We start from the raw sequence: 14764 nt of genomic DNA, 5'->3' as shown, positions 1-14764 counted from the left end.
CGCCCCCTCCCGGGGCGCGGGCCGCGTGTCGTGGCTCAGCGGGCCGGGCCGACCGGCGGCAGCGGGCTGTCGGGGTGGTCGACGGCGGCCCGCAGCAGGGTGAGGAGTCCGTCGGCGAGCCGCCGGGCGGTGGCCGCCTCGAAGAGGGCGCTCGCGTACTCCAGCTCGCCGGCGATGCCGGCCGGGCGCCCCGTCGCCGGGTCGGTGTGCTCGGTCAGGGTGAAGAGGAGGTCCACCTTGGCGGTGCCGGTGCCCAGTTCGCGCGCCCGGACGCTCAGGCCGGGGCTCTCGGGCAACGGCGCCGGTGCGACCTGGAAGGCCAGCAGGACCTGGAACAGCGGGTGGTGACCGGTGCTCCGGGGCGGCGCGGCGAGCGCCACCACCCGGTCGAACGGGGTGTCCTGGCGGGCCAGGAACTCCAGGTCCGCCTCCCGTACCCGGGTCAGCAGTTCGGCCGCCGAGGGGTCGCCGGAGACGTCGGTGCGCAGCACCAGGGTCTCGGCGAAGAAGCCGACCAGGTCCGCCAGGTCGCGCTCCGGGCGGCCGGCCACGACCGTGCCGAGGACCACGTCGGGGCCGGCGCCGATCCGGTCGAGCAGCCCGGCCAGGGCGGCGTGCACCGCCATGAAGACCGTGCAGCCGTGCCGCCGGGCGAGGTCGGCCAGTCCGGCGTGCAGGTCGGCGGGGACGTCCAGCGGGATCCGTTCGGCGCCGTCGTCGTCCTCGGTCCGGGGCCGGTCGGTGGGCAGGACGGGTTCGGTGGGCACCCCGGCCAGGGCGGTGCGCCAGAACGCGTCGTGCCGCCCGGCCTCGGCCGGGGCCGTGTGGTGACGCCGTCGGGCGTGGTCGGCGTACCGGACCGGCAGCGGTGGGAGTTCGGGGACCGGGCCGGCGAGCCTGGCCCGGTAGGCGGTGAGCAGGTCGTGCAGCAGCGGGCCGAACGACCAGCCGTCGGCCGCGGTGTGGTGCAGCAGGAGCAGCAGGGTCGCCCGGTCGGGGCCGGTGTGCCAGAGCGAGGCCCGCAGCGGCAGGTCGACGGCCACGTCGAAGACGTCCCGGACGGCCCGGCGCAGCCTCTCGTCCAGTTCCGCCGGGGCGAGGTGGTGCTCGACCAGGTCGGGGCGGGCCTGTTCGGCGGGCACGATCAGCTGGTACGGGTCTCCGTCGTCGTCCGGGAGGAGGGTGCGCAGGGGCTCGTGGCGGTCGGTCAGGTCGCCCAGGGCGGCCCGGAGCGCGGCGGTGTCCAGCGACCCGCTCAACTCGACGGCCAGCGGCAGGTTGTAGCGCGGGCCGGGGCCTTCCAGCAGGTCGATGAACCAGAGGCGGCGCTGGTTGGCGGTCAGCGGGGGGTGCCCGTTCCCGGGCTCGTTCCCCGGTTCGTTCTCGGGTTCGTTCTCAGGGAAATTCGCAGCCCCGTCCGGTCGGTCCGGCCGTGTGGTGGCCCCGGGCTCGGCCGGGTGCGCGGGGGCCGGCCCGGCGAGTTCGGCCAGCCGGCCGGCGAGGCCCGCCACGGTGGGCGCGGCGAGCAGGTCGCGCAGGGTGGGTTCGAGCGAGAGCCGTTCGTCGAGTCGGGCGATCAGACGGGCGGCGAGCAGCGAGTTGCCGCCCAGCGCGAAGAAGTCGTCCTCGGCGCCGAGGCGTCCGCCGCCGAGCACCTCGGCGAACAGCTCGGCCACGGCCTCTTCGAGCGGGCCCTCGGCGGGCCGGCCCTCGGCGCGCGCGGCGAGTCGTGGGGCGTAGCCCGGGCCGGTCAGCGCCTTGCGGTCCAGTTTGCCGCCGGGCGTGACGGGCAGGCGGTCCAGCCAGACGTACGCGGCGGGGACCATGTAGCCGGGCAGTGCGCGCCGGGCCCGTTCGCGCAGCCGTTCGGTGACGGGCTCCCGCTCGGCGGGGGGCTCGGGGGCGAGGTAGGCGACCAGCCCGAGGCGCTCCGGGTCGTCACCGCGGGCGACGACGGCCGCCTGACGGACCGCCGGGTCGGCGAGCAGGACGGCGGCGATCTCGCCGGGTTCGATCCGGTGGCCGCGGATCTTGACCTGGTCGTCGGCGCGCCCCCGGTACTCGGCGCTGCCGTCGGGGCCCAGCGCGACGCGGTCGCCGGTGCGGTACATCCGGCCGCCGGGCGCGCCGGCCGGATCGGCGACGAACCGGGTCGCGGTGAGCCCCGGGCGGCCGAGGTAGCCCTGGGCGAGGGTGGGGCCGGTGAGGTACAGCTCGCCCTCGGCGCCGGCCGGCACGGGCCGCAGGTCGGCGCCGAGCACCCGTACGCCGGTGCCGGGCAGGGGAGTGCCGATGGCCGGCGCCGTGGTGCCGGCCTCGACCGGGGCGGTCAGCGACCAGATGGTGGTCTCGGTCGGCCCGTAGAGGTTGGTCACGTCCACCGCCACCGCCAGCAGTCGGTCGGCGAGGGCCCGGGGGAGCGCCTCTCCGCCGACCAGGGCCCGGACGCCGCGCAGCCGTTCGGGCCGGCCCGCCAGCAGGCCCTGCCAGAGTGAGGGGGTCGCCTGGACGACGCCCACGCCGGTGGCGGCGACGAGTTCGGCGAGCGCCACCGGGTCACCGCTCTGTTCGGAGTCGGCGAGGACGACGGTGGCGCCGGCCAGCAGGGTGCCGAGGAGCTCCAGGCCGGCGATGTCGAAGGCGACGGTGGTCGCGGCGAGCACGCGCTGTCCGGGGCCGATGCCCAGGCGCTCGGTCAGGGTGGCGAGGGCGTGCGCGTAGGCGCCCCGGCCGATCACCACACCCTTGGGGCGGCCGGTGGAGCCCGAGGTGTGCAGGACGTAGGCGGGCAACCCGGGGTCGGGGGCCGGCGGTTCCCAGGGGGCGGCGCCCCGCGCCCCGGCGGGGGCGGGGTCGTCGGCGCCGGCCAGCAGGACCGGCAGGCCCTCGGGGGCGAGCGTGCGTCCGGCGGGGTCGGTGAGGAGGAGCCGGGGAGCGGCGTCCTGAAGGGTGAGGGCGATCCGGTCGGCCGGGAAGCCGGGGTCGAGCGGCAGGTAGGCGGCGCCGGCCCGGAGGACGGCGAGCAGGGCGACCACCAGCCCGGGGCCCCGGGGCAGCGCGACGGCCACCCGGTCGCGCGGTGCCACGCCGTGGTCGGCCAGCCGTCGGGCCAGTGCGCTCACCCGGCGGTCCAGTTGTCGGTACGTCAGGCGGTCGACGGTGCCCGCGCGGTCGCGGGTCAGCACGGCGAGGCTCTGCGGCCGGGTGGCGGCGTGCCGGGTGAGCGCTTCGAGGGGGTCGAGCACCCAGGCTGCCGCGGTCGAGCCGGCCCGGCCCTGCGGCGGGAAGGTGTCGACGGCGGCGATCGCCTCGTCCCGTCCGAGGTCCGTCAGCACGGCGTGCCAGCCGTGGGGGATCGTCAGTTCCCGGGGCCACAGCGAGTACTCGGCGGTGTCGTTGCGCAGGACGTGGTAGCGCCCCTGCGGGTCGTCGAACGGATCGTGCACTGTTCCTGCCTCCTGGCCGGCCGATCATCGCATCATCTGTGACATGTGAAATGCTACCGACAGCCGGACGCGGCGTCAGCCGGAACCCGCACCCGCCCCGGCGTCCTGGGGCGCCTCCCGGCACCTCGGCCCACGTGCCCCGGAGCCTTGGGCCGCGCGCCCCGGAGCCTTTGGGCCACGTTCCCCGGGGTCCGCACCCGTCCGGTGCCGGAGCCCCGGACGGGTCGGGCTCGCGCCCGGTGCGCCCCGCGGGCGCGGCGGAGCACTGCCCTGACGGAGGGTCAGGGCGGTGCTCCGATGCCGCGAACTCCTATCGGGGGCTGTGCAGTTCCTGCTGCCAGAGGGCTTCGCAGAGCAGGTCCAGGCCCTGGCGCAGATGGCGCCGGAAGGTGCCGTACGGCAGGCCGAGGCGGCGGGCGGCGGCTTCCTGAGTAGGTGCGCCGGAGAGGTAGCCCGCCGTCAGGGCCTCCCGGGCGCGCACGCCGCGCGGGTCGCGGGCGAGGTCGTCGACGCTCCGGCGCAGCAGGGCACGCAGCTCTTCGACAGGGTCGGTGAGGTCGGCCGCCAGACGGGTGCGGGTCAGGGCGCAGGCGGCGAAGGCGGCCGCATCGCGCCAGTGCGGCAGGGCTTCGCGCACGGCCTGGTCGAACGCGGTGCGTGAGAGGCCCGGCGGCCCGGCGGGGGCGGGCACCTCGGTGGCCGATATGAAGTGGCGGAGCCAGGTCTCGACGGGCACCTGACGCCAGTCGACGCCGAACAGCCCGTAGGTGTGGTCACCGACCCGCGGCCGCGCACCGGTGTCGGCGAGGCTGCCCTTGACCCGGGCGGCCCAGGCGTCGGCGTCCCGCCAGACGGCGAAGCCGTACGCCCGGCCGCGGGCCCGGGCGGACTCCGCCTGGGCGCGGGAACTGCTCAGGTCGATGACGCGGGAGGGGATTTGGTAGCGCTCGGGGTAGACCGAGAAGCGGCTGATGCCGATGTGCTCGCCGGGGCTGACCGGCGCGGTGGCGTCGGTGTGCTCCCAGGCGGCCGCCACGACGGGATCGGTGGCCAGGTCCAGGGGATCGGCCGGGGCCGGCAGGGCGAGTCGGGCCGTGAACGCCACGATCCGGCCCGTGCGCACCAGTCGGTAGACGCTGAAGGCCCGGGGCTGGCGCTCGATCCAGTAGCGGACCAGCTCCGCCGAGGCCGGGCCCTCGGTCTCCTCGGCCATGCGCAGCACGACGTCGAGGTCGTCCGGATGCAGCGGACGGTCGTGCACCTCGTCCTCGCGGGACCAGGTGCGCAGCCGGGCCACGATCTCGCCCTCGCGGAAGAGGTGGAAGAGCTCGTCGGTGACGGTCCAGACCCGGTCCTCGGGAGCCTCGCGCAGCAGGCGCAGGTACTCCTCCGCCAACCGTTGGCGCATGGCCGCGAAGGCGTTGGGCGCCCGCCAGCGCAGGTCGGCGGCCAGCGTCTCGCGGGCGGCGTCGTGCGGGTGGAGTCCGCGGTGCGTGGACTCGATGAAGGGTAGGTCCCTCAGCCAGGCGAAGAGCAGGTGGGCGTCCTCCTCGGGCAGGACCGCGGCCAGCAGTTCCTCGGAGGTCGAATAGGCCTGGGCCGCCACCTCCAGGGCGCGGCGGTGCGCCGCCGACGGCACCTCTCCGATCAACCCCGCCAGCAGGGTCCGCAGGACGTCCGCCGAGGGCGTCCAGATCTCCTCGCCGCTCCAGCCCGCCGAACCCGCTGCCGCCGCGAGGGACAGCGCCAGCGGATTGCCCCCGGCGAAACGGAGCACCCGCTCCCGCAGTTCGGGCCGGACCTGCGCGGTGGCCAGCAGGCTCAGGGCCTGGTCCGCGGAGAACGGCGTCAGTTCGGTCACGTGCAGGAGCCCCGCCCAGGCGGGGTCCGCGGTCCACTGCGGCTGCGGCGCGATCCGACCGCCGAGGACGACCAGGGCGCCGTCCGCGGCGCGCGGCAGGAAGTGGTGCCACAGCCAGCTCTCCAGCCACTGGCAGTGCTCGAAGGAGTCCACGAACAGCACTGTGCCGGCGACGTCGAGGAAGGGGCCGGCCGCACGCTCGAAGGCGGCCGGGTCCCGGCTGACGAAACGGCCGTCGAGTTCGACGAGCAGCCGGCCCGTCGCCCGGGCGTGGTCCGCCAGCCGTCGCAGCAGCGTCGACTTCCCGATGCCGCCCGGTCCGAACAGGTAGAACGCGACCGGCGCCGATGGATCCCCGGCCAGAGCCTGCGCGAAGCGCCCGAGTTCCTCGTCCCGGCCGATGAACGCCTGCACCCGCGCGTTGCTCAGCCTCTCTCCGACGGACACCACAGCAGTTCCCCTTTCCCGTGTCCCGTGTCCGGGCATTCCGTGTCCCGGCTTTCCCGTGCCCGGGCTTTCCGTGTCCCGGCTCCGGACGATGTCGTCCGGAGGTCCCCTCCGGGCCTCGCGGTGCCGTCACCTGACGTGCCCCGGGGGCCGGCCGTCCGCCTGGTCGGTGACGCGGTCGCGGACCGGGGCGAAGTCCAGCGACAGGGCGGCCGGCCCGCGCGTGTACAGGCCGGTCTCCCGGTAACGGAAACCGGGGCTGAAGCGGACGTCGTCGAGCAGGGGGAGCAGCAGGGCGGCCACGGTCTCGATCTCGGCGCGGGCGAAGGCCGCACCGGGGCACTGGTGGAGTCCGGTGCCGAAGGACAAGTGCTGGGCGGCGGCGGTGAAGGAGCGAGCGGTGCCCAGGTCCGGGCGGTGGAGGTCGAAGGCGTCCGGGGCGGTGAACGCGTCGGGATCGCGGTTGGCCGCGCCGATCATGCAGAAGACGGTGGCGCCCGCCGGCACGGCGGTGCCGGCGAACTCGGCGTCCTGCTCGGCCCGGCGGGGGATGAGCTGGACGGGCGGGGTGTACCGCAGCGTCTCGGCGATCGCGGCGGGGAGCAGGGTCGGGTCCCGGCGGACCCGCGCCAGCTGGCGGGGGTGGTCGATCAGGTGCTTGAAGAGGAGGGCGAGGGTCTTGTCGGCGGGCTCGACGGCGGCGATCAGGACGTTGATGACCAGCGCGGTGACGTCGCGGGTGCTCATGGCGATGCCGTCGAACTCGGCCGTGCACAGCTTCGATATCAGGTCCGCGCCGGGGTGGCGGCGCCGCTGTTCGATGATCGGGACGAGGTAGGCCTCCAACTGCTCCGCGCAGTCCAGGCAGTGTCGACGGCGCTCCGGAGCGAGGACGATGCCGGTGATGAACTCGCCCACCCCGCCGAGCCAGGCGCTGACCTGTTGCCAGTCGTTCCGGTCCAGCCCGAGGACGTCGAGCGTCACGCGGACGGCGAGGGGTTTGCCGAAGTCGTTGACGAGGTCGATCCGGCCCAGCGGGAGGAACGGCGTGAGGAGTTCGGCGGCGTTGGCGTGGACGGCGCGTATCTGGTCCTGCAGGGCCGGACCGGTGAAGGCCCGGACGACGATCTTCCGCTTGGCGGTGTGCTCGGCCCCGGTCATCTGCGCGAGGACCGGCCCGCGCATCACCGGCTCGGCGCGCACCTGCAGCGTCTCGGTGGTGAACGCGTCGTGGTCGGTCAGTACCCGCCGGACGTCCTGGTGGCGGGAGAGGAAGTAGCTGTCGATCTCCGGCTCGTAGTGCACCGGTGACCGCTCCCTCAGCCGGGCGAAGTGCCGGTGGGGGGCGGCGGCGAAGTCCTCGGAGAGGATGCTGAAGCGGGGATCGACCACGGGCATGGCGGACCTCTCGGGGGAACCGGCGGCGGGGGCGTCGGGTGTGGCGGGAGCGTCGGGGGCGTCGGGCTTCGGTGACCGTGAGCAGTCAGGACTGGCGCCGGCGGGGTGGGAGGGCCCGGCCGACGGGGGTCCGCTCGCCGGCTCTCAGTCCGGCGGTAAGCGACGGTCGACTCGCTGGCACCCGGGGTCAGGATCCGCGGGAGGAAGGGGAGTTCGGGTGACCCGGGGGAGGCGGTGCGCTCCGCCCGCCGGTGCGTGGCAGGGGTGGCGGCCCGTGTTCCCGTGCGCCGTGTGCGGACGATCGAGCGCCACGTCCGTTGCCATGCTGGGGCGGGAAGCTCGCACGCTGGGCAACGGTGTCGGTTCCTGGGTCGGGACGGGTCGGCGAAGTCTACCGTCAGGGTGGCTCGATGCAAGATCCACTCATCGACCCGGCGGCGGGGCCCGACCGAAGGGTGCCGGGTGGCAGCGCGCCTGACTCGCCGTCGGCGGTGAACGGCGGGGCGGCGACGCCGGTCATGGAAGCACCTCCGAGCCTTAATGCGAAGTCTTTGCGTTAAGTACTCTAGAGTTGCGGAGCCCTGGAACGCAACTGCTTAGCTTTTGGAGGGGCGGAGGGGTGCGGCAGGGCCGACCGCCGCCGCCACCAGGTCGTCGGTGTAGGCCGCCGACAGGTCCGAGGAGCGGAACAGGAGCCGGTACATCAGCGGGGCGACGACGACGTCCAGCAGCCTCTCCACGTCGGGCACGGCCTCCCCGCGGCCGGCCGCGCGCACGCCGATGGCCTTCAACTGCTCGGCGGCGTAGTCGGAACAGCGGGCCGCGTTGCCCTGCTCGGGGTCGCCCAGCAGGGCGTCGCGGAGGTACGTGCGGCCCGCCGTCGAGGACATCTCCTCGGCGAACTGCACCGCCCACGCCTCCAGGTCCGCCCGCAGGCTGCCGTGATCGGCCGGCGGGGCGTCGGGGCGCAGCCGCTCCACGGCCACGTCGGACAGCAGTTCCCGCAGGTCCCCCCAGCGCCGGTAGACGGTGGACGGCGTGACCCCCGCGCGGGTGGCGATCAGGGGCACGGTGAGCGCGTCCCGCCCCAGTTCGGCCTCGATGTCCCGCACGGCCTGGTGCACGGACTGCTGGACCCGGGCGCTGCGCCCGCCGGGGCGGCTGGTTGCTCTGGCACTCATACGCCCAGCCTAATGCGAATGAGTTGCGTCTGATGGCCGGGCCGCGCCACCCGCGCGCCACGTGAGCCCACCGGCCGGGCGGGAGAAGGCCCTGTGGTGGGAGGGCCACCTGCTCAAACTCCTGCCGCGACAAGCTCTACGAGCTCCGCAGGAAGGCGCGGCTCCGCCACGGGTTCGCGAGCGACAGTGGCCAGGAGCGGTGACTCGACCTGCTCTTCGTCCTTCTCCGGAACAGCAGGGCGAGCCTTCGATGAATGCGCTCACGTCGACATCGCACGACCTTCGGACGAGTCGGCGGTTGCCGACGGGACGGCGAAGAAGGCCGGTGCTGCGAGGACCGCCACGCTCGCTGCGATGGCCAAGGCGCCTGGAAGGGACCAGGTCACGACGGGTCCGGCAACTGCTGCCCCCAGGGCGAATCCGGTGATCTTCAAGCTGGCGCCAGTGGTGAAGATGTGGCCTCGCAAGTGGTCCGGGGCCTCCCGGTGGCGGATGGCGAACAAAGCGGTCAGCTGGGGTCCTTCGCCGATCCCCGCTACGAGTACGGCCACGATGAGCACCACGGGTGACCCCATGGTGGCCAGGGCCAGGGCGGCAGCCTGGACAAGGGCACTGGCCCAGATGATCGTGTCGGGGGCGACTGCACGCGGAAACCGGGCGAGTACGGCGTTGGCCGCCAGGGCGGAGACAGCCGCGCAGGAGAGCAGCACCGCGCCACGGCCGGCTCCGCCCAGAACACGTTCGCCCAAGAGCGGGATGCACGTCGTCAGCATGCCCTGGGCGACGCAGGAAACGACCGAGCTGAGGGTTGCCCGGGCCAACGACGGCCTTTCGACGATGACCCGCATTCCGGCGGCAAGGTCGCTGATGGCCGAGGTCCTCCGAGTGCCCCGAGCCCGAGGGGGACGGGCGGGCAGCATCCATGCGGCGGGCAGTGCCAAGGTGACGAGCGCCACGGAGATCACCACGGCGGACGGGGCTCCCAACACCTCTGCCACGCCGCCCGCGAGAGCCGGACCGGCCAGACTCGCCACGCTGAACGTCATGGCATCGAGCGCGTTCGCCCGGGGCAGGTGGTCGCCAAGCACCACACGAGGCAGTTGAGCCGTCCATCCACCCGACAGGGCCGGCCCCAGCAGCCCTGTCACCACGGCGATCACGATGGTGACGGCGAACGGCAACCGGCCGAGTCCCACGAGAATCACCCCCAGCCCCGCCGCATACATGACGAGGGCCCCGGCCAGCAGGAGTCCCGGCCGCCTTGCTCTGTCGAGGAGCGCCCCGAGTACAGGTCCCCCGACCGCGGCAGAAAGCGTGACGCCCGCAAGCAGCGACGACGCTTCGACGGTCGATCCGGCCACGGCAAATCCTGCCAGCATCAGCGCCGGTCCTGACATCTCGTCCCCGGCACGAGCTGCCACTGCTCCGGCGAGATACAAGTGGAGTGAGTAACGCCTTCTCATTGGCGAGACGTTACGGAGGTAACTCAAAACTCAGCAAGATGCGTTACATTCCACGGGTGCTCTCCAACAGCAACGACTGGGCCACCCGGCACTCCGTGCTGACCACGGCTCGACGGACCGCCGCCCTGATCAACGCTCTCGCTGACGACCGCCCCGACCTGGCCGTAGTCGCCGACGTGCTCCGCGACCACGGCGAGACCGACCCCATCGACCTCACCACCCGCGACGTTGCCGGGATGCACGCAGCCGCCGCACTGCTGCGGCAAGTCTTCGCCGCTGAGCACGCCGATGACGCCGCGGCCGCCCTCAACCACCTCCTCAAGGACCACACCGGACCGCTCCGTCTGACCTCGCACGGCGGGACCACCCCCTGGCATCCCCACCTCGACCGCGACGACGACGCCCCCTGGGACGAGTGGCTCCTCGCCTCGTCCTGCATGGCCCTGACCGTTCTCGTCTGGGACCGCCAACGCCCGCCTGGCAGGATCTGCGCATCACCCAGTTGCCAGAACGTCTTCATCACTCAGGGCAGCGGCCCGGAGCGTCGCTACTGCTCCCGCCGATGCGCGACCCGCGAGCGAGTCGCAGCCCATCGACGCTCCCACTCCGCCGAGCAGTCGAGCGAAGCGGAATAGGGCGCCAAGCTTCCAGCGCGACATCGCTCAACCTTCACTGCGACAGGTCATCGAAGACCCAGTAGTCCACCAGGGCCCACTCGGTGGGTTCCGCTGGTGGAGTGGAGTGGAGTGGAGTGGAGTGGAGTGGAGTGGAGTGGAGTGGCGGTCCGGTCGTGCTGGGAGAACTCGGCCGGTACGGAGATTGCCCTCGGCCGCCGGTGCGGGTGAGGTGGGCGGTGCCGCCCGCGATCGTCGGCACCGCTCAACAGCGCCGATCAACTCGAACCGGTGTCGAAGGAGTACAGGTGGTAGTAGTCGCCGCCGTACGAGGAGTCGCGTGCCTTCTGCAGCACGGTCGCGACCGGGCCGGAGCGGTAGAGCGGGCTGTCGATGACGGTGCCCTGCCCGGACGTGAACGCGTTGGCCACCCGGGGTTCCATGGCGTCCAGCCAGGCGGTGGCGGACGCCGGCGCCGCTCCGGGGTGGTCGAGGCTCGCGCAGGCGTGCGGTTGACCGGACGGCCCCGGGGCGCCCGAACGCGTCCCGGGGCGGCTGGTGTCAGGCCGGTTGCGAAGGTGACGTCACGTCAATCCTTTTGGCAAAGGGCGGTGCTGGATCGGGACGAGGCCGGGACGAAGGCTATGGCATCGAATGCCACGGCTTCGTCCCGGTCCGGATGGAGTTGTCGGCCTGCACGTTGGCGCCGGCCAACAGATGCAGGGTTCCGAGTTCGACCCACTTGTCTGTCCCACCGCCCCCGGATCGAGCGCGGAGCGTTCCGCTGCGCCGCGGCGGAGGCCCGTTCCGGCGGCAGGGTGGGGGTACTTCCCCGAGGACGGTCTGGCGCCGGCCTCGGGGGTGGCTGGCGGTCGTCCTCGACACGCCGCCCGCAGACCGTCCGCGGGCACTGCGTCTCGGCGACCGTGACAACGGCCCGGGCTGGGACGGCCGCGCTCGCCCTGGAACTCCACGCGCGGGCGACGGCCCTGGAGTTCCTCCACCACGACGCCCCGCTCGACACCGCTGTGACGGTCGCCGAGCAGCCCGGGAATGGGAGCCAGTCACCGCGGCCCTGGCCGAGGCCGCCCGTGCCGAGCGGGCCGGCAAGGGCGACCGCGACCGAGGTCCGCCCACCGACGGTCTGGCGCTGGGCGTCGCCGACACCGCCTTGCATGGGAGCGGGTGGCCACGAACTACAGCCTCATGCTGATGCTCCTACGGGCGGAGCCAGCGCCGTCGCCTCGGCGTTGTGTCCCTTGACCTGATCACGGCTTGCGGTGCAGGCGCGGGCCTCCTGTCACGCACGTTCGACTCCGTTTGACGCGCTCCCGCACGATCCTTCTCGCTGTGTGGTGACGGTGACCGCATCTGCAGGGCAGCGCACGGCAGCCGGGGTGGTATGACCGGGCCAAGTCGATACTCCAGCTGATTTCAGACAGGTTCTTCAGCATGAGAACAGCCCTGTTCGATGACACTGTTCCGTGTAGGCACGGGTATCCAGCTGCTTCTCGGTTCTGATACGGAACGTTAGGTGCCGCTTGAATGTACGGATGACACTGGTGGGGAGGGTGGGGATGACCTGAATATGTGAGGGGATCTGGACGAAAATCGAGGACGGGTCGAGGATCTGCCTGCCGGGCTGCTTCCACAGAGGCAGCGTCGATCTCCTCTCTTCCGGGAAGGAAGTCCGAATGAAGCACGCGCATCGTGCGGTCAAAAGCATGTTCGGTATCGCAATGGCCGCGACAGCGCTGGCCGGATTCGTCGCTCCGACCGCATCCGCCGCTACGACCCAGGTCACGGCCGGCTGCTACGGCGCCTCATGCCAACCAAAGGACCCGATAGAAATGGGCTGCAGTACGGACGCGTACACCGTGGAGTCGGTGGATACGGTGTACGGCACGATCGAGCTCCGCTACAGTCCTGCGTGCGCGGCGAACTGGCCTCGGATTTCTGGCGCCTCGAACGGGCGGATTTTCTGGGTAGAGAACAAGTATGGTGATTACGTGTTTTGGAATGCGATCGGTTCCACCGGTTACGGAGATATGGTCAATGGCACAGTCCAAGCACGCGCCTGCGTTCAAGACTACGGAAGTTGCACCGGTTGGCATTGAGACTCCTTCGCCCGCCATGGATTTGCATTGATAGCACAGCCCCTTGTCTTCAGTGGGGTCAGTGGCCGATGTTCCGGCGGGATCGAGGTCTTCAGCTAGGGCACTGTGGGTAGCCTGTAGCGCTGCACCTGGACGGCCATTGGTTGTCAAGAGCGTGCGGCTGCCAAAGCGGCACGATGCCCGGTCAACGCGACCGCCCAGGTGGGGGTGACCATCGAGCCACACTCCACCTGGGTGATTCTGCATTTCTGCGGCCATGGACCCGGGCAGGCCGGTCCGGGCCCCGCAGCCAAGGATGCCGTTTGTCGTCTGCTTTTCGATTGGTTCCCGATCGACAGTCCGAAACTGCGAACCGCTGGCGACGTGTTGCCTTCAGACAGGTTCTTCAGCATGAGTACAGCCGTCTTCGACGGTACTGTTCCGTGTAGCCACAGGTGTGCGCCTGCTTCTCGGTTCTGATACGGAATGTTAGGTGCCGCTCGAAGGTGCGGATGACACCGGTGGGGAGGGTGGGGATGGCCTGAATAGGTGCGGGGCTCTGGACGAAAATCGAGGACGGGTCGAGGATCTGACTGCCGGGCTGCTTCCACAGAGGCAGCGTCGATCTCCTCTCTTCCGGGAAGGAAGTCCGAATGAAGCACGCGCATCGTGCGGTCAAAAGCATGTTCGGTATCGCAATGGCCGCGACAGCGCTGGCCGGATTCGCCGCTCCGACCGCATCCGCCACTACGACCCACGTCACGGCCGGCTGTTACGGGTCCTCCTGCTGGCAGTCCGACCCGATAGAAATGGGCTGCAGCACGGACGCCTACACCGTGGAGTCGGTGGACACGGTGTACGGCACCATCGAGCTGCGCTACAGTCCTGCGTGCGCGGCGAACTGGGCTCGAGTTTCCGGCGCCTCGGACGAGCGGCGGTTCTGGGTACAGAATTCGAATGGTCAAATCGCGTACTGGATGACGATCGGCTCCACCGGTTACGGAAATATGGTTGATGGAAGGAGTCAGGCTCGCGCTTGCTTCTCCGACGGCACAACGTGCACCGGTTGGCACTGAGACTCTCCATGCGTCCGTTTGGATATTCGGGAGAATTGTAACGATAGTGCAATTGTCTGTTCTTGGCAGAGTCGGTGGCTGATGTTCCGGCGGATTCAAGATCTGCAGCCTGGGCGGGAGCTTCACGACTCGCCCGGGTGCGGGCAGGTTGTCCGTTCCGGGGCAGCCGCTGACCAGCGCGGCAGCGAAGGGGACCGCCACCGAACAGGTGGCGGTCCCCTTCGCTGTTCCATATAGCGGCGGGGATGGTTATTCCTGATGTTCAATAATCCCCGACGCTCCTTGCCGAGTGGAGGGCAACCCTGCCTGCTCCGACGCCTAGCAGCCCGTAATCACGCACCACACCGACCCAGCTGAAGGCAGGCAACTGCGCTATCCCTGCAATCCTCCCGAATCTCAAAGCGGGCGGAAGGAATGTCAGTGCCAACCGGTGCAGTGGGAACTGTCTGCGACGCAAGCACGCGCCTGAATTGTGCCGTCGACCATATTGCCGTAACCGGTGGACCCGATCGCATCCCAATTCATCCATTCGCCGCGAATATTCTCCACCCAGAAGAGTTGCCCGTTCGAGGCGCCGGAGATCCGAGCCCAGTTCGCCGCGCACGCAGGGCTGTAGCGCAGCTCGATGGTGCCGTACACCGTGTCCATGGACTCCGCGGTGTAGGCGTCCGCGCTGCAGCCCTTGTCGATCGGGTCGTATGTGTAGCAATCGAGCCCGTAACAGCTGGCCGTGACGTGGGTCGTAGTGGCGGATGCGGTCGGAGCGGCGAATCCGGCCAGCGCTGTCGCGGCCATTGCGATACCGAACATGCTTTTGACCGCACGATGCGCGTGCTTCATTCGGACTTCCTTCCCGGAAGAGAGGAGATCGACGCTGCTTCTGTGGAAGCAGCCCGGCAGTCAGATCCTCGACCCGTCCTCGATTTTCGTCCAGATCCCCGCACTTATTCAGGCCATCCCCACCCTCCCCACCGGTGTCATCCGCACCTTCGAGCGGCACCTAACATTCCGTATCAGAACCGAGAAGCAGGCGCACACCTGTGGCTACACGGAACAGTACCGTCGAAGACGGCTGTACTCATGCTGAAGAACCTGTCTGAAGGCAACACGTCGCCAGCGGTTCGCAGTTTCGGACTGTCGATCGGGAGCCAATCGAAAAGCAGACGACAAACGGCATCCTTG

At 71.1% G+C, this 14764-nt stretch carries 10 protein-coding genes; 3 read left to right on the top strand and 7 right to left on the bottom strand.

What is annotated here, in order from left to right; all coding sequences use genetic code 11:
- Positions 1 to 35: 35 nt before the first annotated feature.
- The 5 genes from ACFVYI_RS09405 to ACFVYI_RS09385 all read right to left on the bottom strand — a co-directional run bounded on the left by ACFVYI_RS09405 (position 36) and on the right by ACFVYI_RS09385 (position 9796).
- Positions 36 to 3446, bottom strand: coding sequence for an amino acid adenylation domain-containing protein (locus ACFVYI_RS09405; RefSeq protein ID WP_387882681.1), 3411 nt, complete (start codon positions 3444 to 3446; stop codon positions 36 to 38).
- Between the two features lie 310 nt (positions 3447 to 3756).
- Positions 3757 to 5754 (bottom strand): ATP-binding protein, encoded by a 1998-nt coding sequence (locus tag ACFVYI_RS09400; protein WP_387882679.1) that lies wholly within the window; start codon positions 5752 to 5754, stop codon positions 3757 to 3759.
- 129 nt (positions 5755 to 5883) lie between these two features.
- Entirely contained in the window at positions 5884 to 7152 is a 1269-nt protein-coding gene (locus ACFVYI_RS09395) for a cytochrome P450, cyclodipeptide synthase-associated (RefSeq protein WP_387882677.1), read from the bottom strand.
- A 596-nt stretch (positions 7153 to 7748) separates the two neighbouring features.
- Positions 7749 to 8333 (bottom strand): TetR/AcrR family transcriptional regulator C-terminal ligand-binding domain-containing protein, encoded by a 585-nt coding sequence (locus tag ACFVYI_RS09390; RefSeq protein ID WP_387882675.1) that lies wholly within the window; start codon positions 8331 to 8333, stop codon positions 7749 to 7751.
- A 260-nt stretch (positions 8334 to 8593) separates the two neighbouring features.
- Complete coding sequence (locus ACFVYI_RS09385; protein ID WP_387882673.1) at positions 8594 to 9796, bottom strand: MFS transporter; 1203 nt, start codon at positions 9794 to 9796, stop codon at positions 8594 to 8596.
- 38 nt (positions 9797 to 9834) lie between these two features.
- On the opposite strand from ACFVYI_RS09385, the gene ACFVYI_RS09380 reads away from it, so the two are divergent.
- Positions 9835 to 10431: a CGNR zinc finger domain-containing protein gene (locus ACFVYI_RS09380; protein WP_387882671.1), complete on the top strand. Its 597-nt coding sequence runs from the start codon at positions 9835 to 9837 to the stop codon at positions 10429 to 10431.
- Between the two features lie 257 nt (positions 10432 to 10688).
- Here the strand turns inward: ACFVYI_RS09380 and ACFVYI_RS09375 are convergent, their stop codons facing one another.
- The gene (locus tag ACFVYI_RS09375) at positions 10689 to 10841 is read right to left on the bottom strand and encodes a hypothetical protein (RefSeq protein WP_387882669.1); all 153 of its coding nucleotides are present in this window, start codon (positions 10839 to 10841) and stop codon (positions 10689 to 10691) included.
- Between the two features lie 1263 nt (positions 10842 to 12104).
- On the opposite strand from ACFVYI_RS09375, the gene ACFVYI_RS09370 reads away from it, so the two are divergent.
- Together ACFVYI_RS09370 and ACFVYI_RS09365 are read left to right on the top strand one after the other, a co-directional pair.
- The gene (locus tag ACFVYI_RS09370) at positions 12105 to 12527 is read left to right on the top strand and encodes a DUF2690 domain-containing protein (protein WP_387882667.1); all 423 of its coding nucleotides are present in this window, start codon (positions 12105 to 12107) and stop codon (positions 12525 to 12527) included.
- Between the two features lie 632 nt (positions 12528 to 13159).
- Positions 13160 to 13582 (top strand): DUF2690 domain-containing protein, encoded by a 423-nt coding sequence (locus tag ACFVYI_RS09365; RefSeq protein WP_387882665.1) that lies wholly within the window; start codon positions 13160 to 13162, stop codon positions 13580 to 13582.
- Between the two features lie 417 nt (positions 13583 to 13999).
- On the opposite strand, the gene ACFVYI_RS09360 is transcribed toward ACFVYI_RS09365, so the two are convergent.
- On the bottom strand, positions 14000 to 14422 hold the full coding sequence (locus ACFVYI_RS09360) for a DUF2690 domain-containing protein (protein ID WP_387882663.1): 423 nt from the start codon (positions 14420 to 14422) through the stop codon (positions 14000 to 14002).
- Positions 14423 to 14764: the final 342 nt, after the last annotated feature.

Source organism: Kitasatospora sp. NPDC058218 (assembly GCF_042882445.1).
Taxonomy (GTDB): domain Bacteria; phylum Actinomycetota; class Actinomycetes; order Streptomycetales; family Streptomycetaceae; genus Kitasatospora.
Note: the sequence above shows the minus strand (reverse complement) of the source record. Positions and strands in the feature narration are given on the sequence as shown.